At 63.3% G+C, this 23,674-nt stretch carries 25 protein-coding genes and 1 pseudogene; 13 read left to right on the top strand and 13 right to left on the bottom strand.

The features are described from left to right. Nucleotides 1–28: 28 nt before the first annotated feature. From KUL25_RS17580 to KUL25_RS17590, 3 genes are all read left to right on the top strand, one after another. The gene (locus tag KUL25_RS17580) at nucleotides 29–1,204 is read left to right on the top strand and encodes a LytS/YhcK type 5TM receptor domain-containing protein (protein WP_257894107.1); all 1,176 of its coding nucleotides are present in this window, start codon (nucleotides 29–31) and stop codon (nucleotides 1,202–1,204) included. 82 nt (nucleotides 1,205–1,286) lie between these two features. Continuing rightward, nucleotides 1,287–2,246: an acetyl-CoA carboxylase carboxyltransferase subunit alpha gene (locus KUL25_RS17585; protein ID WP_257894108.1), complete on the top strand. Its 960-nt coding sequence runs from the start codon at nucleotides 1,287–1,289 to the stop codon at nucleotides 2,244–2,246. 71 nt (nucleotides 2,247–2,317) lie between these two features. Beyond that, nucleotides 2,318–2,764: a CIA30 family protein gene (locus KUL25_RS17590; RefSeq protein ID WP_257894109.1), complete on the top strand. Its 447-nt coding sequence runs from the start codon at nucleotides 2,318–2,320 to the stop codon at nucleotides 2,762–2,764. On the opposite strand, the gene KUL25_RS17595 is transcribed toward KUL25_RS17590, so the two are convergent. The 5 genes from KUL25_RS17595 to KUL25_RS17615 are packed head-to-tail and all read right to left on the bottom strand — an operon-like array spanning nucleotide 2,761 to nucleotide 5,870. Further along, nucleotides 2,761–2,976: a hypothetical protein gene (locus KUL25_RS17595; protein WP_257894110.1), complete on the bottom strand. Its 216-nt coding sequence runs from the start codon at nucleotides 2,974–2,976 to the stop codon at nucleotides 2,761–2,763. The genes KUL25_RS17590 and KUL25_RS17595 overlap by 4 nt on opposite strands. Next, on the bottom strand, nucleotides 2,973–3,572 hold the full coding sequence (locus tag KUL25_RS17600) for a pyridoxamine 5'-phosphate oxidase family protein (RefSeq protein WP_257894111.1): 600 nt from the start codon (nucleotides 3,570–3,572) through the stop codon (nucleotides 2,973–2,975). Before KUL25_RS17600 ends, KUL25_RS17595 begins: the two co-directional genes overlap by 4 nt. Further along, the gene (locus KUL25_RS17605; protein ID WP_257894112.1) at nucleotides 3,569–4,294 is read right to left on the bottom strand and encodes a lysophospholipid acyltransferase family protein; all 726 of its coding nucleotides are present in this window, start codon (nucleotides 4,292–4,294) and stop codon (nucleotides 3,569–3,571) included. The genes KUL25_RS17600 and KUL25_RS17605 overlap by 4 nt, the downstream gene beginning before the upstream one ends. Next, complete coding sequence (locus KUL25_RS17610) at nucleotides 4,294–5,196, bottom strand: cell division protein FtsX (protein WP_257894113.1); 903 nt, start codon at nucleotides 5,194–5,196, stop codon at nucleotides 4,294–4,296. Before KUL25_RS17610 ends, KUL25_RS17605 begins: the two co-directional genes overlap by 1 nt. Next, nucleotides 5,193–5,870 carry a cell division ATP-binding protein FtsE gene (locus KUL25_RS17615; RefSeq protein ID WP_257894114.1) on the bottom strand — a complete coding sequence of 226 codons (678 nt, stop codon included), beginning with the start codon at nucleotides 5,868–5,870 and terminating at the stop codon, nucleotides 5,193–5,195. The genes KUL25_RS17610 and KUL25_RS17615 overlap by 4 nt, the downstream gene beginning before the upstream one ends. Nucleotides 5,871–6,111: 241 nt before the next feature. Here KUL25_RS17615 and KUL25_RS17620 point away from each other — a divergent pair. Beyond that, nucleotides 6,112–6,207: pseudogene (locus KUL25_RS17620) on the top strand (zinc-ribbon domain-containing protein); the annotation flags it as partial. A gap of 90 nt (nucleotides 6,208–6,297) precedes the next feature. Then, a complete protein-coding gene (locus tag KUL25_RS17625; RefSeq protein WP_257894926.1) occupies nucleotides 6,298–6,927 on the top strand; it encodes a hypothetical protein in 630 nt (209 codons plus the stop codon). 59 nt (nucleotides 6,928–6,986) lie between these two features. Here the strand turns inward: KUL25_RS17625 and KUL25_RS17630 are convergent, their stop codons facing one another. Both KUL25_RS17630 and lysA read right to left on the bottom strand, forming a co-directional pair. Further along, on the bottom strand, nucleotides 6,987–9,542 hold the full coding sequence (locus KUL25_RS17630) for a DUF4175 domain-containing protein (RefSeq protein ID WP_257894115.1): 2,556 nt from the start codon (nucleotides 9,540–9,542) through the stop codon (nucleotides 6,987–6,989). A 31-nt stretch (nucleotides 9,543–9,573) separates the two neighbouring features. Then, entirely contained in the window at nucleotides 9,574–10,839 is a 1,266-nt protein-coding gene (gene lysA / locus KUL25_RS17635) for a diaminopimelate decarboxylase (RefSeq protein WP_257894116.1), read from the bottom strand. Nucleotides 10,840–10,918: 79 nt separating this feature from the next. On the opposite strand from lysA, the gene KUL25_RS17640 reads away from it, so the two are divergent. After that, on the top strand, nucleotides 10,919–11,893 hold the full coding sequence (locus KUL25_RS17640; protein ID WP_257894117.1) for a quinone oxidoreductase family protein: 975 nt from the start codon (nucleotides 10,919–10,921) through the stop codon (nucleotides 11,891–11,893). Nucleotides 11,894–11,966: 73 nt separating this feature from the next. On the opposite strand, the gene KUL25_RS17645 is transcribed toward KUL25_RS17640, so the two are convergent. Then, complete coding sequence (locus KUL25_RS17645) at nucleotides 11,967–12,305, bottom strand: DUF2834 domain-containing protein (protein ID WP_257894118.1); 339 nt, start codon at nucleotides 12,303–12,305, stop codon at nucleotides 11,967–11,969. Between the two features lie 207 nt (nucleotides 12,306–12,512). On the opposite strand from KUL25_RS17645, the gene KUL25_RS17650 reads away from it, so the two are divergent. The 3 genes from KUL25_RS17650 (at nucleotide 12,513) to KUL25_RS17660 (ending at nucleotide 16,747) form a co-directional block, all read left to right on the top strand. Next, nucleotides 12,513–14,162 carry an electron transfer flavoprotein-ubiquinone oxidoreductase gene (locus KUL25_RS17650; RefSeq protein WP_257894892.1) on the top strand — a complete coding sequence of 550 codons (1,650 nt, stop codon included), beginning with the start codon at nucleotides 12,513–12,515 and terminating at the stop codon, nucleotides 14,160–14,162. A gap of 80 nt (nucleotides 14,163–14,242) precedes the next feature. Next, nucleotides 14,243–15,931: a tetratricopeptide repeat protein gene (locus KUL25_RS17655; RefSeq protein WP_257894119.1), complete on the top strand. Its 1,689-nt coding sequence runs from the start codon at nucleotides 14,243–14,245 to the stop codon at nucleotides 15,929–15,931. 24 nt (nucleotides 15,932–15,955) lie between these two features. Next, nucleotides 15,956–16,747, top strand: a complete 792-nt coding sequence (locus tag KUL25_RS17660) for a 4-(cytidine 5'-diphospho)-2-C-methyl-D-erythritol kinase (RefSeq protein WP_257894120.1) — start codon at nucleotides 15,956–15,958, stop codon at nucleotides 16,745–16,747. A gap of 14 nt (nucleotides 16,748–16,761) precedes the next feature. On the opposite strand, the gene KUL25_RS17665 is transcribed toward KUL25_RS17660, so the two are convergent. Next, a complete protein-coding gene (locus KUL25_RS17665; RefSeq protein ID WP_257894121.1) occupies nucleotides 16,762–17,769 on the bottom strand; it encodes a polyprenyl synthetase family protein in 1,008 nt (335 codons plus the stop codon). Nucleotides 17,770–17,819: 50 nt separating this feature from the next. On the opposite strand from KUL25_RS17665, the gene KUL25_RS17670 reads away from it, so the two are divergent. The 3 genes from KUL25_RS17670 to KUL25_RS17680 all read left to right on the top strand — a co-directional run bounded on the left by KUL25_RS17670 (nucleotide 17,820) and on the right by KUL25_RS17680 (nucleotide 19,018). Beyond that, nucleotides 17,820–18,041 (top strand): putative signal transducing protein, encoded by a 222-nt coding sequence (locus KUL25_RS17670; protein ID WP_068357093.1) that lies wholly within the window; start codon nucleotides 17,820–17,822, stop codon nucleotides 18,039–18,041. 29 nt (nucleotides 18,042–18,070) lie between these two features. Further along, nucleotides 18,071–18,748 (top strand): tRNA1(Val) (adenine(37)-N6)-methyltransferase, encoded by a 678-nt coding sequence (locus tag KUL25_RS17675; protein ID WP_257894893.1) that lies wholly within the window; start codon nucleotides 18,071–18,073, stop codon nucleotides 18,746–18,748. Nucleotides 18,749–18,853: 105 nt separating this feature from the next. Further along, the gene (locus tag KUL25_RS17680; RefSeq protein WP_257894122.1) at nucleotides 18,854–19,018 is read left to right on the top strand and encodes a YdcH family protein; all 165 of its coding nucleotides are present in this window, start codon (nucleotides 18,854–18,856) and stop codon (nucleotides 19,016–19,018) included. Nucleotides 19,019–19,042: 24 nt separating this feature from the next. Here KUL25_RS17680 and gcvA read toward each other — a convergent pair whose 3' ends face one another. Further along, nucleotides 19,043–19,990, bottom strand: a complete 948-nt coding sequence (gcvA, locus tag KUL25_RS17685; protein WP_257894123.1) for a transcriptional regulator GcvA — start codon at nucleotides 19,988–19,990, stop codon at nucleotides 19,043–19,045. 322 nt (nucleotides 19,991–20,312) lie between these two features. On the opposite strand from gcvA, the gene KUL25_RS17690 reads away from it, so the two are divergent. Further along, nucleotides 20,313–20,456 (top strand): hypothetical protein, encoded by a 144-nt coding sequence (locus KUL25_RS17690; protein WP_257894124.1) that lies wholly within the window; start codon nucleotides 20,313–20,315, stop codon nucleotides 20,454–20,456. 182 nt (nucleotides 20,457–20,638) lie between these two features. On the opposite strand, the gene yddG is transcribed toward KUL25_RS17690, so the two are convergent. From yddG to KUL25_RS17705, 3 genes are all read right to left on the bottom strand, one after another. Beyond that, complete coding sequence (gene yddG, locus KUL25_RS17695) at nucleotides 20,639–21,514, bottom strand: aromatic amino acid exporter YddG (protein WP_257894125.1); 876 nt, start codon at nucleotides 21,512–21,514, stop codon at nucleotides 20,639–20,641. A gap of 98 nt (nucleotides 21,515–21,612) precedes the next feature. Further along, entirely contained in the window at nucleotides 21,613–22,335 is a 723-nt protein-coding gene (gene phbB / locus KUL25_RS17700) for an acetoacetyl-CoA reductase (protein ID WP_257894126.1), read from the bottom strand. 87 nt (nucleotides 22,336–22,422) lie between these two features. Continuing rightward, nucleotides 22,423–23,598, bottom strand: coding sequence for an acetyl-CoA C-acetyltransferase (locus tag KUL25_RS17705; protein WP_257894127.1), 1,176 nt, complete (start codon nucleotides 23,596–23,598; stop codon nucleotides 22,423–22,425). Nucleotides 23,599–23,674: the final 76 nt, after the last annotated feature.

Consider the following 23,674-nt stretch of genomic DNA (forward strand, 5'->3'; position numbering starts at 1 on the left):
GCAAGTTATTTTTCTTGGAGGTTGGCGTATGTCTGTCACTTTCATCGTTGATGTGATCGTAGCAATCGCTGTGTCCGCCCTTCTGGGTGAGGCCTACGGCGGCGTTCGTCGGAAACTCTCGGGCAAGGCCCTGGCGCCTTTTGCCCTGGGGGCTCTGTTTGGCGTGATCGCCTTGATCCTCATGCTGCGCCCGATCGAGCCGTATGACGGTCTGCTCATCGATCTGCGCAATATTCCGATTGCCCTTGCCGGGGCATTCCTGGGCTGGCGCGGGTTGTTGCCGTGTCTGTTCATCGCCGCGAGCACGCGGATTGGGATGGGGGGCATCGGTGCAACGGCTGGCGTAGTGGCGATGATCATGGCAGGTGGTGCCGGTTGTTTCTGGGCGTGGTATGTCCAGCGGTTTGACAAGCGTAGTTTCAAAATGCTGCTGGTTCTGGCCATCGCGATGTCGTCGCATTTGCTGGCAGGTTTCGTGTTGCCCGACGATTTGGCCGCCTGGTTCTTTACAACCGCTGCGTTGCCCCTGTTCGCGATGAACCTTTTGGCCATTCCGCTGATCGGTTACGTACTGGAACGAGAAAACCGCCGTATTCAAAGAGAACACCGGATGGCGGCTGCCATGACGCGGGATCCGGAAACGGGACTGTTGACCGGGGCCGCTTTCGTGCGCGACGTGACCAATGCCTTCGCCGCGCTGCCTTACGGGACGTTCTCGGGATTTTTGAAGATCTCCGTGAATACCGGAGGCTGGCATTTGTCCGAGCGGTTCTTCGGGGCTGCCGAAAAGGCGGTCCTGGATGGGCCCTTCCTGGCACAGCATATGGAGCACGCACAATACGCGGGCATGGCCATTGATGGCTCGGTTCTGGTGCCGGTTACCGCATACGAAATTGACACGGTCAGCCGCGTCAAATCGCATCTACGCCTTGGCCTTCAAAACCGTTGCCGGGATGAGGGGATCAGCGCGACCCTGCAGTTCGAGGTGTTGGAGGCTCCGGATCCCAAGGACTTCCTGCGCATTGCGAAAACTGCGGCGGTCATTCCGCGCTCTGACTGGGCGCATCAACGATGCGGGCCGCGCGGCGCGTTAGGCAGCAGGGCACACATCACTACGCCCCGCAGGTCGCAGATCTTTAACCCGGAAGAGCATGAGGTTCTTTTTGCAAAGGCGGAATTTCTGATCGAGCGAAGCAGCACCTAGTTCGATTTGATCTGTTCCGTTGCATCTGACGATGCGCAGCGTCATATACCTATGGTCCGTCCACGGTGGAGAATGACGCGCGATGAACTACCTCGACTTCGAAAAGCCGCTTGCCGAGATTGAAGGCAAAGCCGAAGAGTTGCGCGCCATCGCGCGCCGGGAAGAGGGGATGGACGTCGAAGATCAGGCGGCGGCCCTCGACAAGAAAGCCGCCGATCTGCTGCGGGACCTCTACGCGGATCTGACGCCTTGGCGGAAATGCCAGGTTGCCCGCCACGCACAGCGCCCCCACTGCAAGGATTACATCGAAGCGCTGTTCACCGAGTATACGCCGCTGGCCGGGGATCGAAATTTTGCCGACGACCATGCGATCATGGGCGGCCTGGCCCGGTTTGAGGATACGCCTGTCGTCGTCATCGGCCATGAGAAGGGCTTTGACACCAAGACAAGGATCGAGCGTAATTTCGGCATGGCCCGCCCCGAAGGCTATCGCAAGGCGGTGCGCCTGATGGACCTTGCCGACCGCTTCAACCTGCCCGTCATCACCCTTGTCGACACCCCTGGCGCCTACCCCGGCAAGGGCGCGGAAGAACGCGGCCAGTCCGAGGCGATTGCACGCTCTACCGAGAAATGCCTGCAAATCGGCGTGCCGCTGATCTCGGTGATCATCGGCGAAGGCGGCTCAGGCGGCGCAGTGGCCTTCGCCACTGCCGACCGTCTGGCGATGTTGGAGCATTCGGTCTATTCCGTCATCAGCCCGGAGGGCTGCGCCTCCATCCTTTGGAAAGACGCCGAAAAGATGCGTGAAGCGGCCGAGGCCCTGCGGCTGACAGCCCAGGACCTGCACAAGTTGGGGGTTTGCGACGTGGTCATCAACGAGCCGATGGGCGGCGCGCAGCGTGACAAGCAAGCGGCCATCAAGAGCGTGGGCAAAGCGATTGCATCGATGCTTGCGGGCCTCCACGAGGCCGACCGCGCAGCCCTGATCGCGGGGCGCCGCAAGAAATTCCTTGATCTAGGCACCAAAGGTCTCGCCGCGTGATAACCCGGCGGCAGGCCGCCCTCGGCCTGTGCCTTGCGCCTTTCTTTGCGACAGCCGCGAAAGCGAGCCCCATGCAGTCTATCACCGCGTTTACCTGGCGCTATGCCGCCGACACCGTCATGGGCGGCGTCTCGACCGGGCGCGGCTGGGTCGAAGACGGGGTGCTGCGGTTGCAAGGCACCGTCTCGACGGCGAACAATGGCGGCTTCATCCAGATTCGGGCGGATCTGCCCCACGGTCTAAGCGGGGATGCCGTGCACCTGAGGGTCCGTGGCAATGGCGAGCGTTATTTCGTCCACCTGCGGAGCATCCACAGCACACGGCCCTGGCTATCCTATCGCGCCGGGTTCGACACGGGCCCGGAGTGGGCCGAGGTCACCTTGCCGCTCGGCGCGTTCAGTCCGTCCCGCGATCCCTTGCCCGCCCAGATCCGGGCCGAGGACGTGCGATCCATCGGGATCGTGGCGTATGGGCGTGACCACGACGCGGATGTCCGGGTCTCGCACATCGGCGTTTAACGCCGCGCCAGAACGACCGCCGCGAACAACATTACCAAGCTTGCCACCATGGCGCAGCCGGTCAGCACCATCACGCTGACCGCGTCCGAGCATTGCTGCGCCCCCGGACATCCCCTGTAGCCAAAGTCCGACCAGGCCGCAAAAAAGACGAAACCTGCGAGGAGACCTAGCAAAAGGCCGAGGAGGAGCAAGACGTAGGCGAGGGCCTTCACCACATCCGCTCCGGCGCTTTCACGGGATATTCGGCGTCATAGGTCTTGCCGTCGAAGGCGGGGTCCACATCGGTGATGAAATCACCGGCTTTCGGTAGGCCTTCTGCGTCATCCCGGGTCCACAACCCCGCGCGCATGATCGCTTTGGCACATTGAAAATACACCTCTCCGGTGGTCACCACGATCACGGACCTGGGGTGCTTGCCGCGCTGTTCGAACGTCGATGTCACGTCCGGGTCGTCGGTCAGCACCGCCGTCCCGTTGATCCGCACCACATTATCCGCGCCGGGCACCATGAACATCAGCGAGACGCGCCCATCGCGAACGATGTTGCGCAGGCTATCGATGCGGTTGTTACCGCGCCAATCGGGCATCATCAGCGTCCTGTCATCGACGATGCGGACGACGGGGCCGTCGTCCCCCCGGGGACTGGCGTCGGTGCCCTCGGGACCGACGGTGCTGATCACGACGAACCGCGCGGCCTCGATCCATTGGCGATAAAGCGGGGTGAGACCGGGCACCACCTTCTTGAGTGAGGTGGGCACGGCAGCGTCATAGAGGGCTTCCAGCGCGGCGATGTCGGTAATCGTTTTCATGGTGCGTGTCTCACAAATCCAATCTCATCCAGCAGAGCGTCGCTGGCGGTTTCGATCTCATGCTCCAAACGGGCGAGGAAAGGTTTCGGGGCCATTCCCGGTTCAATGCGGGGCAGGAATTCCACAACCGCCACACCCGGTTTTCGGGTGATGCCCTTCTTCGGCCAAAACACCCCTATGTTGGTCGCCACCGGCACACAGGCCTGATCCATTTGCCCATAAAGCGCGCCGGTTCCGGCCTTGTAAGGGGCCGAGACGCCGGGCGCGATGCGGGTTCCCTGGGGGTAGATGATCAACTGGCCGCCCTGTTGGCGGCCCGAACGGACATCCTCCAGCATCTTCTTGATCGCCGCGCCACGTTTGCCGCGATTGACGGGAACGCAGCCAATGCGCAACCCGTACTGACCGATGATCGGGGCGTACATCAGTTCACGTTTCATGATGAACTTACCCCGTGGGACGGCGTGATAGATGGCCATGACGTCCAGAAAGCTTTGGTGTTTGGCGGCGACCATGACCTCATCGGTGGGGGGCGTGCCGCGGACTTCGATTTTCAGGCCAACCATCCAGCTGAGGGTCCAGAAGACCCAACGGCAATAGGTGTGGCAGGCGAAATGGGCACCGCGGGGACTGAACAGCGCCCAGGGAAACAACACGACGCCGATCACCAGCATCGCGACATACATCTGCACGATGTGAACGAAGGATCGGAGGGTTTGCATTATTGAAGGCCTCGCAAGGTGCGGAACGCGGCAAATCGTGTCGCCAAAAAGGCCGTGGCGGCCGCAAGAAGCGGGATCAGAAGCGGCCAGAGCCACCCCGCGCCCGAAAAGCTGAGGCCGGTCAGGATCGCTGCCGTGTCGCGCGTCGAGGGCAGGATCATCACGGCAAGCACGCCGATCGCGGTGCCCACGGCGGCCCCGGTCAAGGCGCGCACGGTAAAGCGGCGCACGAAGGCTTGGGCGATGTAGCTGTCGCGTGCGCCCACTAGGCGCAGCACGCGGATCACCTGCTCATTCGCCGAGAGGGCGGCCTGAGCCGCGAGCGTCACCATGGCGGCGGTGGCCCCAAGGATCAGCACCAGCGCGAGGCCCCCCAGCAGGCGCAGGCGGCTTGCTGCCTCTGCCAACGGGCGACGCCATCGGTCGTGATCATCAAGAACGGCCCCCGGCGCTTCCGCGACAAGGCGCTGGCGCAAACCGTCGGCGTCATAGCCTTCGGACGTTTCGATGACTTCGATCAGACGGGGGATGGGCAGGTCTTCAAGCGGCAGGTCCGGCCCGAACCAGGGGGCCAGCAGCGCCTGCTGGTCCTCATCGGTCATGGCGCGGGCGCTTTCGATGCCGGGGGTCTGTTCCAGAATGGTCAGGACGGCCCATGTCTGCGCCTCCAACTCTGCCGGAGGGGCAGAGATACGGATGGTGGAGGACTGCGCCAGTGCATCGGACCAGCGGTCCGCCAGGCGGCCCGAGGCCATGGATAACGCCATGGCGAAGACAGCCAGGAAGGCCATCGCCGCCGAGGTGGCCAGTGTCAGCCGTGCGGATTGCCCGCTGCGGGGCACCACACGGTCGGCTTGCGCATCGCCGCGCACCAAGGCGAAGAGGTCTGCCCCCAAGCTCATAGGTCCGCCCCCGCGCTGATGATCTGCCCGCCCTGGATCCGCAGCACCCGCGCCTGAACGCGCTGCTTGGCGGCGCGGATCAGCGCCAGATCATGGGTGGCGATGACAACGGTCTTGCCCAGCTTGTTCAATTCGACCAGCAGGTTCAGAAGCCGCAGGGACATGTCCCAATCGACGTTGCCGGTAGGCTCATCGGCAAGGATCAGATCCGGATCCATGATGATCGCGCGGGCCAGCGCCGCGCGCTGACGCTCGCCCCCTGACAGTTCGGGCGGGAACGCATTGGCGCGGGCCGAAAGGCCGACCCAGCCGATCAGTTCCGTCAGGTTGCTTTCCTGGACCATGCTGCCCTTGCCGGTGACCGTCAGGGGCAGGGCGAGGTTGTCTCTCAGGGGTAGATGATCCAGGAAATTGCAGTCCTGATGCACGACACCGATGCGTTGGCGCAGATCCGCGATGCCATCGCGGGCGAGGCCCGTCGCAGTATGGCCGAACAGGCTGATGTGCCCGCCCGTGGGCAGCAGTTCGGCATAGCACAGCTTCAAAAAGGTGGTTTTGCCCGCGCCCGAAGGTCCTGTGAGGAAGTGGAAAGAGCCCGGCGGCAGATGCAACGACAGGCCTGAAAGAAGCGGCTCGGCCCCGTACCCATAGGCGGCGTCCTGCATCTCGATCATTGGAATTCAGCCCCTACCCTTGCGCTGTCCCTGTGTCGCATTGTTGCCGCGGCACTGCAATCGTGGGCGCGCGCCTTGACGCGGGACTGAGTCGTTGTTGCAACTGCAATCGGCCTGCGATTTTACGGGGATTGGAAAGGTCCCGCCGGGTTGCTAACCTTTGCGGTGAAGTTGCGACGGGGCGGTGCGCCTCGCTGCCTGAAGGTCCGACGTTTCGGCCCCAAGATCAGAGACTAACCCGATGCGGCTAACCTGCCCCAATTGCAGCGCAAAATACGAAGTCGACGAAGCGATGGTGCCCCCTGGCGGGCGCGATGTACAGTGTTCGAATTGTTCGCAGACGTGGTTTCAGCCCGGACCCCGGCGGGTAGAGCCACCTGCGCCAGAGCCGGCGCCCGAACCCGCCGCCCCCGAGCGAGAGCCGCGCTTGTCGGAAGTCGCGGTGGAGGGGCCAAGCGGTGCGCCGGGGGCTGAGGCGAACGCCGAGGCACCGCGCCCGACGCGGCGACAGATCGATCCCGGCGTCACCGATATCCTGCGAGAAGAGGCCGAGCGCGAAGCGCGCTTGCGTCGGGGTGATCCGCCGCCAGAGCCTGCCCCGCAGCAAGAGGAAATGCCCCTCGCGTCCAAGCCGCGCCCGACCCGCGAAGAGCGCTTGGCCGAGTTGGAAGGGGCCGAAGACGCCTTTGACACAGAGCAGATTTCCGCAGCCGTGGCGAGTGCCGCAGCCGCCTCGCGGCGCGAGCAGTTCCCCGATATCGAAGAGATCAATTCGACCCTCCGCGCCACAGGGGACCGCCATGAGGATGAGGCCAGCGCGACGGATGTCGATACGGTCGGCGCCGCTGGTCGCCGTCGCGGATCCGTGCGGCGCGGGTTCTTCATGATGATCATCCTGGCCGCGGTTCTGGTCGGCATCTACAGCTATGCGGGCCAGATTTCCGAGGCCGTACCGCAAGCGGGCCCGGCGCTGGAAAGCTACTTGGACACCGTGAATGCAGCCCGGTTCTGGTTGGACGATATGGCCCGGTCACTGGCGAGTGGCTCTGAGGGGTAAGACCTTCTCCCACCCCCGTTTTCGCCCCGAAACGGGTACGTGCCGTTACGCCGCGTGCGTCAGAATTGCTCCAACAACCTGCGTAGGTAATCCCGCTCGATCTCGGGGCGGGCCTGTTCGGCGGCGCGGTCGCGCAGCAGGTCCAGAAGTTCGCGTGCGCGTTGGCGGGCTTCTTCGTTCTCACCCAAACCGTTCTCGTCGGACCCAAAGGCACCATTGTTGCCTGCCTGTCGTCCCAGTGGGTCTTGCAGCGGGCGGCTTTCGGCCATGTTACCTTCGGCTTGTCCTTGGCCGGGCTCTGCGCCTTGTTCCTGTGCCAAGGCCTCGCCCAATTGCGTCATGCCCTCACGCAGGGCCTCCATCGCCTCGGATTGCAGGTCCAGCGCCTCGGCAATGTCGCCGCGTTCCAGCGCATCCGCCGCCTCGTCCATCGCGCGACCAGCGTCGCCAAGCTGGTCCAGCGCCTCGTCGCCCGCTTCGGTGCCAGTGCCGGGGAGGCGACGGGCTTGTTCTTCCAACTGGCGCAATAGTTCCTGTTGCCGCTCGGCCAGGGATCCTTCGCTGCCATCGCCACCGGCACTATCACCGGGGTTCTCGCCCTCTTGGCCGGGCTGGTTGCCTTGGGGTGCATCGCCCTGCTGTTCGCTTTGCTGGCCTGGGCGGTTGGGGTTGAACTGCTCTTGCAGGTCCTGGAAGGCGTCGTCGGACAGCTCCTGTTGGCCGCGCAGCGTGTCTTGCAGGCCTTCCATGGCCTGTTGGCCGGGCGTTTGCGGGCCATCACCGCTGCCGTCGCCCTGGGTGATCTCCATGTTTTCCAGCATCTCTTGCAGGGCCTGCAGCATCTCCATCGCTTCGGCGATGCGGCCTTCCTGCATCAGTTCTTCGATGCGTCGCAGCATCTCATCCAGGTCGGCGCCGGTCATTTCCTGCCGTTCACCGCCCTGATCGGGCTGGTCGGTATCGTCGCCGAACTCCGTATTGTCGGCGAGCTCCTGCATGTAGTCGTCCATCGCCTCACGCATTTCCTGCATCAGTTCGGCGATCTCTTCGTCAGAAGCGCCTTGGCGCATGGCTTCCTCTAGGCGTTCCTGCGCGCGGCGCAGACGCTCCAGCGCGCTACCGGCATCGCCGAATTCCAATTCCAGCGCGGCGTTCCAGAGGATTTCGGCCACGTCTTCCTGTGCCTCGATCGAGATGAAGTCGATGGCAGATTCCAGCCGCTGAATGGCGGACCGCAGGGCGAGGTAGACGCCTTCGTTCAACCCGTCTTCGGGCCGATGGGTCAGTGCACGCAACAAGCGGGCAGAGCGTTCGGCGTTTTCTCGGCTCCACAGGATATCGCGGCGCAACTCGATCAGCCCGTTGGCGAGCGGGTCAAAGAAGCGCTGACCGGGCAGGCGGGCCACGTCGTAGGAGGCGGTGGCGATCTGGCCCGCGTCATCCACGGCGGTGAGGGTGAGGGTCACGGGGAGGTTGGCGAAGGGATGTTCCGACAGGTCTTCCAGCACAACTTCGGTAAACTCATCGCGGTTGCCCCGGAACGGCATCGGCAGGTCGAGAACCACAGGCTCACGTGGCTCGGGATCGACGGCGAGGCCAAAGCGGCGGTCGGCGGCATCGGCATTTAGGCGGATTGTGGCGGTGCCTGAACTGACGCCGTAATCATCAGTGGCGGTGAATGTGAACTGCATCGCACCGGGCGGCTCGCCCTCAACCTCTCCGTCCAGCGCAATGGTGGGCGGTTGGTCCGGGCGGACGGAGACGGTCCACTCGCGCCCGCCCGGCCCGTCGACGGCCAAGGTGCCGCCGCGTTCCATCGTGACGGTCTGGGCGTAGGCGTTGGGGTCGGGTTCTGGCATCGGCCCGATGTCCGTGCGCAGGGTAATCTCGCCGGGCGCCCCGTAGGCGCGCAGGGTGATGTCGGATCCCAAGGGGGCCTGGAACCCGTCGGCAGTGATGTCGTTGAGGTAAAGGGACGGCAGACCGGTGTAGATCGGCGGCTCGACCCAGCCTTCCCAAGATGGCCCGGCAGAGGCCGTGGCGGCACCCGGGCCAAGCGGAACCTCGCCGACCTCAGTCACACGCGACAGGCCTCCGAAGAGCAGCGCCATGGCAAGTGCGACCGCGCCAATGTAGCGCAGCGCATAGGGATCGGCGCGAGAGACCCGCAAATCGGGCTGCGGCGCACGGGCGCTTGCGGCGCGATTGGCCATGCGGGCGACGTGAGTGACCCAGACTGATCGGCTGGCCGCATCGCTCCCACCGACGGCGGGTGTATCAAGCAATGTGGTGATCGGGCGACCCGGCATGGTCGCGTCTAAACGCTCCAGCGCCTCGGCATGGGTCGGCATGTTGAAGCCGTGGATGCCAAGGGCAATCAGAACCAGTGCGGCCAAGGAAACAACGCCCAGAACGCTCCAGATGACGGTCGGCGACGCAAGACTGCCCGCCCCGAATGCCAGCGCCGCGAAGACCACGAAGACCAGTGTCCAGACGGGCCAAAAGGCGCGCACGAACCGTTCGGCAACCATGCCTGCACGGGTCAGTCGCAGCGGCCAGATCAGCCGCTTGATCGCGTCGGTCTTGGGGCCCGTGTCGGCGTTATCCTCGGTCATATGATCCATCTGCCGGGGCGCACGCGGCCCGCTACATCCATTCAGGGAGTGTATCTCGGTTTATCATGTCGTCAAACGATGGACGCGCCCGGATGACGGCGAATTGATCGCCGTGGACCAGAACCTCGGGGATGAGGGGGCGGGTGTTGTATTCCGACGACATGACGGCACCATAAGCCCCTGCCGAGCGGAAGGCGATCAGGTCGCCCTCGCCCACCGGGGGCAGGTTGCGCTGTTTCGCAAAGGTGTCGCCACTTTCGCACACGGGCCCGACGATGTCATAGGGCGACTGCTCTGCGCCGGGGGCGGCTTCCACGACGGGGATGATATCATGGTAGGCGCCGTACATGGCGGGGCGGATGAGGTCGTTCATCGCCGCGTCGAGGATCAGGAAATCCCGACCTTCGCCATGTTTCACGTAGATGGTGGACGCCACAAGGATGCCCGCATTGCCAGAGATCAGGCGGCCGGGTTCAATCTCGATCTCGCACCCTAGGTGGCCGACGGTCCGCTTGATCACCTCGCCGTATTCGATGGGCAGCGGCGGGGCGGAGTTGGAGCGTTCGTACGGGATGCCAAGCCCGCCGCCGAGGTCGAGGCGGCTGATTTCATGGCCGTCGGCGCGCAGCTGCGCAGTAAGGTCAGCGACCTTGGTGTAGGCGGTCTCGAACGGCTCAAGCTCGGTGAGTTGGCTGCCGATGTGGACGTCGATGCCGATGACCTCAAGGCCTGGAAGAGAGGCGGCGAGCGCATAAACCTCGCGCGCGCGGGCAATGGGGATGCCGAACTTGTCCTCTTTGCGCCCGGTGGCGATCTTTTCATGGGTCTTCGCGTCCACATCCGGGTTCACACGAACGGTGATGGGGGCCGCGACGCCAAGGGACGTGGCGACGCGGGACAGGCGTTCCATCTCGGGCTCTGATTCCACGTTGAACTGCCGGATGCCGCCCTCCAGCGCCAGCCGCATCTCGGCTTCGGTCTTGCCGATGCCGGAGAACACGATCTTCTCACCCGGAACGCCTGCGGCCTTGGCGCGCAGGTATTCGCCGCCAGACACCACGTCCATCCCCGCGCCAAGCGCAGCCATATGGGCGATAATTGCTTGATTTGAATTGCTTTTCATCGCGAAGCAGATGAGGTGGTCAAGGCCGCTTAAGGCGTCTTCGAACAATTGGAAATGCCGGGTCAACGTTGCCGTGGAATAAGCATAAAAGGGCGTGCCGACGCTTGCGGCGATGTCCGCAACGGACACATCTTCGGCGTGCAGCACGCCGTCCTTGTAGAGAAAATGATCCATCGCGCGCGTTCCTTCTGTCTTGCAAGCGGCGACGTAGCACCTATCCAATGGGGTTCAAAGAGGCTCACGAGGGAAGACCATGGTAAAGACGGCGATTATCGAGGCCCACGGCGGCCCGGAACAGTTCAAGATTGTGGATCTTGAGGTGGGAGAGCCCGGCCCGGGACAAATCCGGATCCGCCACCACGCGGTCGGATTGAACTTCATCGATTGTTACCAGCGGTCGGGATTGTATCCGATGGAACTGCCCCAGGCCTTGGGGATGGAGGCCGCAGGCGTGGTCGAAGCCGTGGGCGAGGGCGTGATGCATCTGAGCGTTGGTGACCGGGCCGCCTACGCCTGCACGCCGCCCGGCGCCTATACGGAGGCGCGGGTGATGCCCGCCGCGCAGGTCTGCCCATTGCCGGACGAGATATCGTTTGAAGAAGGCGCCGCGATGATGCTCAAGGGTTTGACAACGCACTACCTTTTCCGACGCACGACACCGATTGCCAAGGGCGACACGGTGCTGTTTCACGCCGCAGCGGGTGGCGTGGGGCTGATCGCCTGCCAATGGGCACGCAGCGAAGGCATTCGGCTGATCGCCACGGCGGGCAGCGCAGAGAAATGCGCGCTGGCGGTGGAGAATGGGGCCGAGGTCTGCATCAATTACCGGACCGAGGATTGGGTCGCAAAGGTGCGGGAGCTGACCGGCGGCAAAGGTGTGGACGTCGTGATGGACTCGGTCGGGGCGGATACATTCGAGGGATCGCTTGATTGCCTCAAGCCCTTGGGGTTCATGATTTCTTTCGGCAATGCCTCGGGTCCCGTGCCGCCGTTTGAACTGGCGAAACTGGCGCAGAAGGGGTCGCTGAAAATCACCCGGCCAACATTGTTTGCCCATATCGCGGATCACGCGACGTGCCAGCAGATGGCGGCGGAACTGTTCGAGAAGGTGACGTCGGGCGCGATCAAGATCCGCATCGATCAGAGGTTTGCCCTTGAAGATGTGGCCGAGGCCCACCGGACGCTGGAGGCGCGGAAAACGACGGGCCAGACGGTGCTTACCCTCTGACCGGTGCTTACCCTCTGACGAGGTATATCAATGGTGTATCAATTTGAAATCCGGCCCCGGACCAAGGCCCGGTCTACGCCGTTTGCCCCCGCCGGATCGTGAGGAGGAGAAGCGCCAAAGGCAGACCCGCCGAGACGCCGATCCCGAAGGTCACCGGGATCACCAGCAGCCACCAGAAATCGCGCCGCGCGATGACCTCGTAGAGCACCCAGACGACCAGTGCGATGGCGGCAATTGTCAGGTCCCAGGTCAGGGCCGTCGTCGCCTCGTTCACGTACCACGCGTCGATCATCGGCCCAAGGTCCCAACCGTTCTGATCGAACCACGCGTAGAAGTGGCGCCATGGGTAGTAGATGCCGGCAAAGATGAGGGCGAGGTAGATGATGCGCACGGGGATGACTCCTTTTTTCATGCGCTCCGGCCTTCGGGCTGCTTGAGCGCGCGTTGGGGGTCCACGTAGCGCCGCAGTTGCCCGGCGTCCACGCTGCCCTGCGGCATTATTGATGTGGCGTCACGATTGACGCCTGCGTCACCAGCGCGCTACGCCTTTCCGAACGCTTTTTCCGGCCCATTTTGTGGGCTGATGACAGACTGAGGGATGCGCATCATGGCCGAACCAATGACCAAGATCGAACGCGAAAGCATGGAATATGACGTCGTCATCGTGGGCGCAGGGCCTGCGGGGCTGTCGGCGGCGATCCGGTTGAAGCAGCTGGATGCCGATCTAAGCGTCGTGGTGCTGGAAAAGGGATCCGAGGTTGGGGCGCATATCCTTTCGGGCGCGGTGCTGGACCCTTGCGGACTTGATGCGCTGATCCCCGACTGGAAGAAAAAGGGTGCGCCGCTGAACGTGCCTGTCAAAGACGACAACTTCTACATGCTGGGCGAGGGCGGTGGCGTGCGCATCCCCAATTGGCCCATGCCGCCGCTGATGAACAACCACGGGAACTACATCGTCTCCATGGGCAATGTCTGCCGCTGGATGGCGGAGCAGGCCGAAGCGTTGGGGGTCGAGATCTTCCCCGGCATGGCGTGTTCCGAGATGGTGTACGGCGACAACGGCGAAGTGCGCGGTGTCGTGGCCGGCGTGTTCGGGCTGGAGGCCGATGGGTCCTACGGCGAGGGCACCGAACCGGGGATGGAGCTGCTGGGCAAATACGTCTTCCTGTCCGAGGGCGTGCGCGGCAGCCTGAGCCAGGAGGTGATCGGCAAGTACAATCTGGGCGAGGGGCACGAGCCGCAGAAATACGGCCTGGGCATGAAAGAGATCTGGGAAATCGACCCCGACAAGCACAAAGAGGGCAGCGTCACCCACACGATGGGCTGGCCGCTTGGCAAGAACGCGGGCGGCGGATCGTTCATATATCACCTTGAAAACAATCAGGTTTATGTGGGTTTCGTGGTTCACCTGAACTACAAGAACCCGCATCTGTTCCCCTACATGGAATTCCAGCGGTTCAAGCACCACCCGATGGTGGCGGAGCTTCTGAAAGGCGGCAAACGCATCGCCTATGGCGCCCGCGCGATCACTGAAGGCGGTTATCAGTCGATGCCCAAGATGGTGGCCCCCGGCGTGGCGCTGCTGGGCTGTTCCGTGGGCATGGTCAACGTGCCGCGCATCAAGGGCAACCACAACGCGATGCTGTCCGGCAAGGCGGCGGCGGAAGCGGCTTTCGCGGCCATTCAGGATGGCCGCGCGTCCGATGAGTTGAGCGATTATGAGGTGGAGGTGCGCGAAGGCCCGATCGGTCAGGACCTCAAGAAGGTGCGCAACGTGAAACCGATCTGGTCCAAAAGCGGGTTGATGGCGTCGCTGACGCTGGGCGGCCTCGACATGTGGACCAACACGCTGGGCTTCAGCTTCCTTGGCACCAAGAGCCACGGCAAGACGGACGCCGCCGCGACCGAGAAGGCCGCGCGCTGGAACCTGATCGACTACCCCAAGCCTGACGGCAAGCTGTCGTTCGACAGGCTGACGAACGTCGCTTTCTCCTTTACCAACCACGAAGAATCCCAACCCGCGCACTTGAAGCTGCGCGATGCCAGCGTGCCGATTGCGGTGAACCTGCCGGAATATGCAGAGCCCGCGCAGCGCTATTGTCCGGCGGGGGTCTACGAGGTTGTCGAAGAGGCCGGGAAGGACCCGCGCTTTGTGATCAACTTCCAGAACTGCGTCCACTGCAAGACCTGTGACATCAAGGACCCGTCCCAGAACATCCACTGGACGGTGCCCCAAGGCGGCGATGGGCCGAATTACCCCAATATGTGATGGGCATGTGACGGCGACGTGATTGCCCTTCCCCCGGACGCGGCCTAGTCTTTGACGAAACCGCCTCTGAGGAGAGCTTGATGCGCGTGAGAAGTTCAGTCTTTGCCCTTGCCACGATGGCAATGATCCAACCGGTGACGGCCCATGCCGAGGGGTTGGCAGGGGCCTATCTGGCGGGCCGCGCGGCGGCGATTTCCGGCGATCATGCACAGGCGGCGGCGTATTTCGACCGGGCCTTGCTGCTTGATCCCGGCAATCCGTTCATCGTCAGCAACGCGGTCTTCGCCCATGCCGCGCTTGCCGAGTGGGAGCAGGCCGCAGCGGTTGCGGAAGGCCTTCCCGAGGGGGCGGATGGTCAAGAACTGGTCGCGTTGGTGCAATTCGTGCGGCACGTGGCCGAGGACGACTTGCAAGCCGCCATCGACATGATCGAGGCCGGGAACGGCCCCGGCCCCCTTGCCAATGACCTTGCCCGCGCGTGGTTGACCTTTGGCCAAGGCGACATGTCTGGTGCCGTTGATCTGTTCGAGGCCTTGGCCTCGGAGCGGGGCCTGGAAGAACTGGCGGCGCTACACCTTGCATTGGCCCGTGCGGCTGTCGGCGACTTCGAGGCGGCCCATGAAATCCTGTCAGGCGCGACCGGGGTTCAGATCACCAATACGGAGCGCGTTGTACGTGCCCGCGCCGTTGTCATGCTTCAGTTGGACATGCGCGCCGAGGCGCTGGACCTGCTGGACGGCTATACTCAGGCCGTTCCTGACCCCGGCCTTCTGGCGCTTCAGGCGCAAGTCGGCTCAGGCGAAACGATCCCCTATGATTTCGTGATTACCGCCCAGGATGGCGTGGCCGAGGTGTTCTTTACCGTGGCGCAACTGCTGTCGGGCGACCGTAACACGACGTTGTCGCTACTGATGGCGCAGGCCGCGCAAGGGATCGACGCGGATCACACGGATGCCATGGTGCTGGCGGGCGAATTGATGAGCGCGAGTGAGCAATTCCAACAGGCGGCCGTAACTTTTGCCGCCGTGCCAGAGGGCGATCCGAATTACATCGAGGCCCAGATGGGCCGGGCCGAAGCGCTGGAGGATCTGGGGCAGCAGGAAGAGGCGATCGCCATCCTTGCCGCCCTTGCCGAGGCGCGCCCGGATCTCGCGTCGGTGCAGGCGGCCTACGGCGATATCCTGCGCCGGGCCGAGCGTTTCGAAGAGGCAATCGATGCCTATACCGCGGTCTTGTCCCTCGTGGACACGGATCTGCCGCGCTATTGGTTCATCTACTACGCCCGCGCGATCAGCTATCACCAGATCGACAATTGGGACCCGGCGGAAGCCGATTTTCGCCGCGCGTTGGAATTGAACCCCGAACAGCCCAACGTCTTGAACTACCTTGGTTATTCCCTGGTGGAGCAGCGCCGTAACTTCGATGAAGCCCTTGATATGATCCAGCGCGCTGTCGCGGCACGGCCTGAATCCGGTTACATCATCGACAGCCTCGGTTGGGTGTATTACCGCCTTGGCCGTTTCGATGAGGCCGTGGCGCCGATGGAGCGCGCCGTGGAACTGGAACCCAACGACCCCATCGTCAACGACCATCTGGGCGATGTATATTGGGTCAATGGCCGCTACCGCGAGGCGGAATTCCAGTGGCACCGCGCCCTGTCCTTCAACCCCGAGCCTGACGAGGCGGCCCGCATCCGGCGCAAGCTGGATGTCGGCCTCTATGAGGTGCTGGAGGAAGAAGGCGGCGTAGGGGCCTTGACCGAGCAGTAGCGTCGGCGGAAGGGTCGCAGGGTCATGAAAGTTTTTGCGCCGGCGAAGGTGAACCTTGCCCTGCATGTGACGGGCAAGCGGGCCGATGGCTATCATCTGCTCGACAGTCTGGTGGTCTTCGCGGGCGTGTTCGATTGGTTGACGGTAGAACCCGCGTCCGAGATGTCGGTGACAGTCACGGGCCCCAAGGCAGAGGGTGTTCCGTCGGACGCGCGCAATCTTGTGTGGCGGGCGGCAGAATGGGCCGGACGGCCCTCGCATATCACGCTGGAAAAACATCTTCCCCAATCCGCCGGAATTGGCGGCGGCTCGACCGATGCGGCGTCGGTATTGATCGCTTTGGGCTGCGGGCCAGACGGGTCCGAGGCCTTGGGCGCGGATGTTCCCGTGTGCTGGCACCGACGTCCGTGCCGCATGTCAGGCATTGGCGAGGTGTTGGAAGAGGTGCCGGAACTTCCGCTTATGTGGATGGTGCTGGTCAACGCAGGGGTCGCTGTTCCGACAGGCGTGGTCTTTCAGATGATGGAAGACGTCGACAACGCGGCCTTGCCAACGCCTGAATGGAACGACTTCGACAGTTTCATCACGTGGCTCGCCACGACGCGCAACGACATGGAGGCGGCTGCGAAGACGGTCTCACCGGTGATATCCGAGGTGCTGGAGCGTTTGGCGCAAACCGAGGGCTGTGCGCTGGCCCGGATGAGCGGCTCGGGCGGGACGTGTTTCGGGCTATACGCGACGGAACAGCAGGCAGAAGCCGCCGCCGCTTCGATGCCCAGGGAATGGTGGGCCGAGGCGGCGCTTGTGATGCCCTAGGCGCGAGTGTTGGGCTAGTTCAGCCGTGCCACCACGTAGTCGGCCAGATCGCTCAGCATGTCGCGGATCGGATCGTCGGGCAGGGCGGTGAGGGCTGCCTTGGCTTGATCCACATGGGCATTGGCCGCGTCGCGGGTGCTGGCGAGGGTGCCGTGGGTTTGCAACAGGCCAAGGGCGCGCTCCAGATCGCCCTCTTGCTGGTCCCCTTTGCCAATGGTGCGTGCCCAGAAGGCGCGCTCGTCCGCATCGCCTGCGGCAATGGCTCGGATCACCGGCAGCGTCATTTTCCGTTCGCGGAAGTCGTCGCCGATGTTCTTGTCCAGCTTTGCGCCCCCGTCGACGCCACCCCAATCCAGCAGATCGTCGGCCATCTGGAAGGCCACGCCCAACCCGTCGCCGTAGGTCGCCAGCGCTTTCACGGTCTTTTCGTCGCGCTCGGCGATCACGCCACCGACTTCGCAGGCGGCCTCGAACAGGGCGGCGGTCTTGCCCCGGATGACTTGCAGGTACGTATCCTCGGGCGTGTCGATGTTGGCGGCGACGGTCAGTTGCAGCACCTCGCCCTCGGCAATTGTGGCGGCGGCGTTGGAAAGGATGTCGAGGACGCGCAGGCTACCCGGCTCCACCATCAATTGGAACGCGCGGGCAAAGAGGTAATCGCCGACCAGAACGCTGGATTGGTTGTCCCACAACAGGTTCGCCGTGGGGCGACCCCGGCGCTGTTCGGACTCGTCGACAACATCGTCGTGCAGCAGGGTCGCGGTGTGAATGAATTCCACCGTCGCGGCCAGCTTCACGTGATCGTCGCCCGTGTAGCCGCACAGCCGCGCACAAGCCAACGTCAGCATCGGGCGGATGCGCTTGCCTCCGGCTTCCACCAGATGGGCCGTGACCTCGGGGATGCGGGGGGCGTGCCTGGAGGCCATGCGGTCGCGGATCAGCGTGTTCACGGCGACCAGATCGTCAGCCAGCGTAGCAGACAGGCGGTCGTGGGGCTTTTGCGTTGGCGTATCCAGGCTCATGTCCCCATCTCCATCTCGACAGGTGAGCCTTGGGGGCTTACCTGTCTTGCATGCTTGAAATTCTGCGCAGCAACGACCCGACCGTGATCGCCTTCGCCACCGCTTTGCTTAGGGGCGAGGATATAGAGGTGTTCGAGTTGGACGTCCATATGAGCGGCCTTGAGGGAAGCATCGGCATATTGCCGCGCCGCCTGATGGTGCGCCGGGATGAGGCCGCCGCCGCAGAGGCGGTTTTGCGCGACAATGATCTTCCGGTGTCGGAGTGGAGCTGACGCAAGACGGCTTCCTGGGCGGCCGCGTCATGGCGTGGCAGCCGCGCGATGGCTACCGGGCTGCAACGGATCCGGTGTTTCTGGCCGCCGCCTGCGCGGCAAAACCGGGTGAAAGCGTGTTGGAGTTGGGCTGTGGCGTCGGCGTGGCTGCCTTGTGCCTAATGGCGCGGGTCGATGTGGCCGTCACCGGGGTGGAGCGGCAAGTGGCGTATGGGGCACTGGCGCGACGCAACGGGATCGACGTGGTAGACGCCGATCTGACGGCGCTGCCCGCTGCGTTGCGCCAGCGCAGCTTTGACCATGTGATCGCCAACCCGCCCTACTATGGGCCGGGCACGCCCTCGGGCGATGCGGGCCGGGACGCGGCGCTGAGGGAGGAGACCCCGCTGGCAGATTGGTGCGTCGCCGCGCGCGCGCGGCTAAAACCAGGCGGTTGGCTGACGATGATCCATATGGCCGAGCGGCTGCCGGACTTGTTGGCGGGACTGGCCGGGTTCGGGAGCATTTCCGTTTTGCCCCTGACACCCCGAGAAGGCCGCGCCGCAAGCCGTGTGGTGGTGCGGGCGCGCAAAGGGGCGAAAGGCGCGTTCCAACTGCTCGCCCCCGTTCTTATACATGAAGGGGCGACGCACCTGCGAGATGGCGATGACTATTCTGCAACAGCCCGCGCGGTTCTGCGCGATGGCGCGCCGCTGCCATTCGGTTAACCAGCTAAATATGAGGCATTTTAGCCGTTAACACAGTTCTTCGTGACAGACGCATGACAATATGCTGGACTGAAGTGGTATGGTTTAACATCAGAGGAGTATCTTATGTCGTTGAATGCCCATCTTCAGGAACTCAAGAAGAAGCATGCCAACCTCTCCGCTACGGTTGAAGAACAAGAACGCAGTCCGGCCGTGGACCCCCTGACCCTGCGCGATATGAAGAAAGAAAAGCTGCGGCTGAAAGAGGAAATCAGCCGCCTCGGCCGGTAATTCTCGTCGCCGCCGGGGCGACGTCTAGACCTCGACCTCGGCGGCATCCACGAATGTAAGCCCGTTTCGATATGCATCGAGGGTGGAGATTTCCGCCTCGATCCACTCACGGAACTTCTTCACCTGCGGGCGCATTTCTGTCCCCTCCGGGCAGACGAAACGATACCCGGCTTCGGTTGTCAGGGCGATCTTGTAGGGCATGGCCAAACGCCCCTCGCTCAGGTCTTTTTCGGCCAGCGAGATGCGCCCAAGGATCACCCCGGCGCCCGCAGCCGCGGCATCCAAGGCATGATCCGCCTGACTGAACCGCGCCCCCGCCGAGAACCTCGGCGGTAGATTGGCGGCACGAAACCATGCGGCCCAATCGACCGCGGGCTTCAGAAACCTCAAATCATCATAGTGCAGCAGCGGCGCGCGTGCGAGGTCGCTGGGGTTCGGGTATTTCTCGGCCAAATCCGGGGCCATCATCGGCGCGACCCATTCGCGAATGATGGGCGTGGTGAACAACCCCGGTTCGTCTTTCATCAAACCGAAACGAATGGCGACGTCCACGTCGTCGCGGCTGAAATCCATCATCCTCAGGGTTGCCGAAAATCGAAGCTCGATCTCGGGGTTGGCCATGGCGAACTTGAACAATCGCGGTGCCAGCCACTTGGCGGTGAAGGCAGGGCCCGCGGTGACGGTAAGACTGGTTTGATCCACCGTCCGCTTTGCGGCGCGCCATGCGCTGGCCAGTGCCGTGAAACCGTCGGCGGCGCCGGGGGACAGCGCGCGCCCGGCATCCGTCAGTTCGACGGCGCGGTTGAGGCGACGAAACAGCGGCGCCTGCAAATGCTCTTCCAAGGATTTGATCTGAAACGACAGGGCCGCGGGTGTCACGTTCAACTCGGCCGCAGCCTTGGAGAACGACATATGGCGGGCGGCGGCATCAAAGGCGCGCAGCGCGGTGAGGGGAGGCAAGCGATCAGACATTCTCGGTTAAGTATACTTTGTGTGAAGGGTTGGAAAGTCTCGTTTGTGAGGATCCCGGCAACAGCCAATATTGAGAACAAGATGAAACACGCAACCGATAAGGATACGCACCATGCACTTCGACAACACCACCAGCCCCGCCACCCGCGACGCCATTTCCCGTGCTCACGCAGAACGTGGAAAGATACTGGGTGAGATCTGGGGCTTTCTGACCGGACGCGCATGAGCGAGCGGGAAGCGGGGTTGCAGAATTTGCAATGCTGCACTGCCGCATTGCTCCTATATTAGTCAGGAACGCAGTCTTTACTTGTATAGGTGTCCCATGCTCCACGATCTCGCAGAACCCGAAATGCGGAAAATCATTGACCAGGCGCGTGCCGAGCGCAGCCGTGAGATAGCGCGGCTGTTCGCGCAATTGTTCCGTCGCCGTGCCAAAACCGACCTGAGCGTTGCGGCCACCGGTTAGCGGCCATTCCGAAAGAGCATTGGGGTTCGGACCCGAGAGCGCCTAAATGATGGGCAGATTAAAAACTCTCCCTCATCCCAAAGGTCACTTAAGATGTTCTTCTCGGAAATCCGCGCGCTTGTGCGCCAGTCCACGTTCCAACTCCAAGTGAACGAAGCGCAAAAGATGGCGCGCGTGAACAGCTATCTTTGCGCGCTTCGCTGAACGCGGGCAGAGCCAAGGGCCGCAAGGCCTGCGCCACCCGCGATGAGGGTGGCCGCAATAATCAAGTTGGGTGATGCGCTTGCGACGCCCACGATGACCAAGATAAGCGTCGACAACAGCGGCGCCGCGTAGCTGGCCACACCCAACACCTGGATGTCGCCAGCCTTCACGCCCAAATCCCATACATAAAATGCAAGGCCCACGGGCCCGATCCCGAGGGCGACGATGGCAGCCCAAGGCAATGCGCCGTCTGGCCATACGGTTGTTTCCAGCGCCAGATGCGCCGGGACCGAGAGAACGGCTGTAGCGACGCAGAACACCGCGACGGTTTCGGTCGGCATGCGGCCCAGGTGCCGGGAAATCACCGAGTAGCTGGACCACGTCAGCGCGCAGAGCCCTGCCAGGGCGAGGCCTATGCCACCTGAAAACCCCTCGGCCCCCGGCGCTACGATCAGCGCGGCGCCCGCAAAAGCCGTGAGCGCACCCAGAATGTGCAATGGCCCCAGACGCTCACCGGGTAGGAGGCCCGAGAACAAGACAATGAACAGGGGCCAGAGGTACGCGATGAGGCTGGCCTCGGCCGGGGGCGCAAGGCGTAGCGCGCTGAAATAGAGGGCGTGATAGCCGAATAGGCCGACCGTGCCAAAGACGTAGACGCGTAGCGGCACGGCACGCAATTTGGGCCAGCCGCCAGTCAGCGTCACCCAGACAAGGCCGATGGTGCCGCCAATCGCAAAGGTCATCGCGTTCAACTGGAACGGCGGAACCGGGGCAGAGCCGATGGTAAACAACGCCAGAAGCGCCCAGAGGAGGACGGCAATGAAACCGATGGCCGTGGCGCGTGTGCGGGTCATGAACGCCGTTTAGATCGTTCAACAGGCGAAGGAAAGCGGCGTGCGCAACGCAAACGGCCCCCGCGCTTGGCAGGGGCCTTTCGAAACTGTGAAGCGGTTCAGACGAAGAACTGCGCGCCGTTGGCAGAGATCGTGGAGCCGTTGATGAAGCCGCTATCGTCAGAGGCAAGGAAGCACACGCAGCGCGCGATTTCCTCGGGCTCACCCAAACGGCCTGCGGGGATCTGACCGATGATCGACTCGCGCACCTTCTCGGGCACCGCCATGACCATTTCGGTGGCGATGTAGCCGGGGCAGATGGCGTTGGCGGTGATGCCGGCGCGGGCGCCTTCCTGCGCCAGAGATTTGATGATGCCCAGATCGCCCGCCTTCGTTGCGGCGTAGTTCACTTGCGCGAACTGGCCCTTCTGGCCGTTGATCGAAGAGATCACGATGACACGGCCGAACTTGCGGTCCCGCATGCCGGGCCAGATCGGGTGGACGGTGTTGAAGACACCGGTGAGGTTGGTGTCGATAACCTCCTGCCACTGCTGGGGCGTCATCTTGTGGAACGGCGCGTCGCGGGTGATGCCCGCGTTGGCGACAACCACTTCGATCGGGCCGAGGTCCGCTTCGACCTGTTCGATGCCCGCCTTGGAGCTGTCGTAATCGGCCACGTTCCACTTGTAGGTCTTGATGCCGGTTTCGTCGGTGAACTTCTTCGCGGCTTCATCGTTGCCCGCGTAGGTGGCGGCGACGGTGTAGCCGTCCGCTTGCAGGGCCTTGGAAATGGCCTCGCCAATGCCTCGGCTGCCGCCGGTGACCAGTGCGACTCGTCCCATGTCTCTCTCCTTATGGTGCTTAACTTTGTTAGAAAAATAAAAAGCCGCACGCAACTTTATTGCGCACGGCCTTCAATTTAGGTGTGATCAGTCCCGCTCGACGCAGAGGGCGACACCCATGCCGCCACCGATGCACAGCGTGGCGAGGCCTTTTTTGGCGTCGCGGCGCTGCATTTCGAACAGCAGCGTGTTCAGAACGCGGCAGCCGGAAGCGCCGATGGGGTGGCCGATGGCGATGGCGCCGCCGTTCACGTTCACGATGGCCGGATCCCAGCCCATGTCCTTGTTCACGGCGCAGGCTTGCGCGGCGAAGGCTTCGTTCGCTTCCACGAGGTCCAGATCATCGACTGTCCAACCGGCTTTTTCCAGCGCCTTGCGGGACGCATAGATCGGGCCCACACCCATGATCGACGGGTCGAGGCCCGCGGTCGCGTAGGAGGCGATGCGCGCCAGCGGCTTGATCCCGCGCTTCTCGGCGTCATCGGCGGACATCAGCAGGGTGGCGGCAGCGCCGTCATTCAGGCCCGAGGCGTTGGCGGCGGTGACAGAGCCGTCCTTGGTGAAAGCGGGGCGCAGTTTCTGCATCGCTTCCATCGTGGCACCGTGGCGGATGTATTCGTCCTGATCGACGGTGATGTCGCCCTTGCGGTTGGGCACGATCACCGAGCAGATCTCATCCACGAACTTGCCGGCCTTCTGGGCCGCTTCGGCCTTGTTTTGCGAGGCGACGGCGAATTCGTCCTGCTGTTCGCGGGAAATCTGCCATTTCTCGGCCACGTTCTCGGCGGTCTGACCCATGTGGTAGCCGTTGAAGGCGTCCCACAGGCCATCGCGGATCATCGTGTCGATATACTTCATGTCGCCCATCTTCTGGCCCGCGCGCAGCATGGCGGCGTGGGGGGACATGGACATGTTTTCCTGACCACCGGCGATAACGATCGAGGCATCGCCCAACATGATGTGCTGTGCGCCAAGGGCCACGGCACGCAGGCCGGAGCCGCAGACCTGGTTGATCGACCAGGCGGCGGATTCTTGCGGCAGGCCCGCGTTGATGTGGGCCTGGCGGGCCGGGTTCTGGCCCTGGGCGGCGGTGAGGACTTGGCCAAGGATCGTCTCGGACACGTCGGCCTTGTCGATACCGGCGCGCTCCACCACGGCTTCGATCACGGTTTTGCCGAGGTCATGGGCGGCGGTGTTGGCGAAAGAGCCGAGGAAGCTGCCAACCGGCGTGCGGGCGGCAGAAGCGATGACGACATTGGTCATGGGAAGTCCTTTCCTGTGCGCGCCGGGGGTCATGCAAGGCGTCCGACGCAGCGTATGAATTGCGCAGGTGATAGTG

This window comes from Gymnodinialimonas phycosphaerae (genome assembly GCF_019195455.1).
Taxonomy (GTDB): Bacteria; Pseudomonadota; Alphaproteobacteria; order Rhodobacterales; family Rhodobacteraceae; genus Gymnodinialimonas; species Gymnodinialimonas phycosphaerae.

Bases quoted from the DNA above. Each gene is read 5' to 3' on its own strand.
- KUL25_RS17580 (WP_257894107.1), top strand. From the start codon at position 29: ATGTCTGTCACTTTCATCGTTGATGTGATCGTAGCAATCGCTGTGTCC.
- KUL25_RS17585 (WP_257894108.1), top strand. From the start codon at position 1,287: ATGAACTACCTCGACTTCGAAAAGCCGCTTGCCGAGATTGAAGGCAAA.
- KUL25_RS17590 (WP_257894109.1), top strand. From the start codon at position 2,318: ATGCAGTCTATCACCGCGTTTACCTGGCGCTATGCCGCCGACACCGTC.
- KUL25_RS17600 (WP_257894111.1), bottom strand. From the start codon at position 3,572: ATGAAAACGATTACCGACATCGCCGCGCTGGAAGCCCTCTATGACGCT.
- KUL25_RS17605 (WP_257894112.1), bottom strand. From the start codon at position 4,294: ATGCAAACCCTCCGATCCTTCGTTCACATCGTGCAGATGTATGTCGCG.
- KUL25_RS17610 (WP_257894113.1), bottom strand. From the start codon at position 5,196: ATGAGCTTGGGGGCAGACCTCTTCGCCTTGGTGCGCGGCGATGCGCAA.
- KUL25_RS17615 (WP_257894114.1), bottom strand. From the start codon at position 5,870: ATGATCGAGATGCAGGACGCCGCCTATGGGTACGGGGCCGAGCCGCTT.
- KUL25_RS17630 (WP_257894115.1), bottom strand. From the start codon at position 9,542: ATGACCGAGGATAACGCCGACACGGGCCCCAAGACCGACGCGATCAAG.
- lysA (WP_257894116.1), bottom strand. From the start codon at position 10,839: ATGGATCATTTTCTCTACAAGGACGGCGTGCTGCACGCCGAAGATGTG.
- KUL25_RS17640 (WP_257894117.1), top strand. From the start codon at position 10,919: ATGGTAAAGACGGCGATTATCGAGGCCCACGGCGGCCCGGAACAGTTC.
- KUL25_RS17645 (WP_257894118.1), bottom strand. From the start codon at position 12,305: ATGAAAAAAGGAGTCATCCCCGTGCGCATCATCTACCTCGCCCTCATC.
- KUL25_RS17650 (WP_257894892.1), top strand. From the start codon at position 12,513: ATGACCAAGATCGAACGCGAAAGCATGGAATATGACGTCGTCATCGTG.
- KUL25_RS17655 (WP_257894119.1), top strand. From the start codon at position 14,243: ATGCGCGTGAGAAGTTCAGTCTTTGCCCTTGCCACGATGGCAATGATC.
- KUL25_RS17660 (WP_257894120.1), top strand. From the start codon at position 15,956: ATGAAAGTTTTTGCGCCGGCGAAGGTGAACCTTGCCCTGCATGTGACG.
- KUL25_RS17665 (WP_257894121.1), bottom strand. From the start codon at position 17,769: ATGAGCCTGGATACGCCAACGCAAAAGCCCCACGACCGCCTGTCTGCT.
- KUL25_RS17670 (WP_068357093.1), top strand. From the start codon at position 17,820: ATGCTTGAAATTCTGCGCAGCAACGACCCGACCGTGATCGCCTTCGCC.
- KUL25_RS17675 (WP_257894893.1), top strand. From the start codon at position 18,071: ATGGCGTGGCAGCCGCGCGATGGCTACCGGGCTGCAACGGATCCGGTG.
- KUL25_RS17680 (WP_257894122.1), top strand. From the start codon at position 18,854: ATGTCGTTGAATGCCCATCTTCAGGAACTCAAGAAGAAGCATGCCAAC.
- gcvA (WP_257894123.1), bottom strand. From the start codon at position 19,990: ATGTCTGATCGCTTGCCTCCCCTCACCGCGCTGCGCGCCTTTGATGCC.
- KUL25_RS17690 (WP_257894124.1), top strand. From the start codon at position 20,313: ATGCTCCACGATCTCGCAGAACCCGAAATGCGGAAAATCATTGACCAG.
- yddG (WP_257894125.1), bottom strand. From the start codon at position 21,514: ATGACCCGCACACGCGCCACGGCCATCGGTTTCATTGCCGTCCTCCTC.
- phbB (WP_257894126.1), bottom strand. From the start codon at position 22,335: ATGGGACGAGTCGCACTGGTCACCGGCGGCAGCCGAGGCATTGGCGAG.
- KUL25_RS17705 (WP_257894127.1), bottom strand. From the start codon at position 23,598: ATGACCAATGTCGTCATCGCTTCTGCCGCCCGCACGCCGGTTGGCAGC.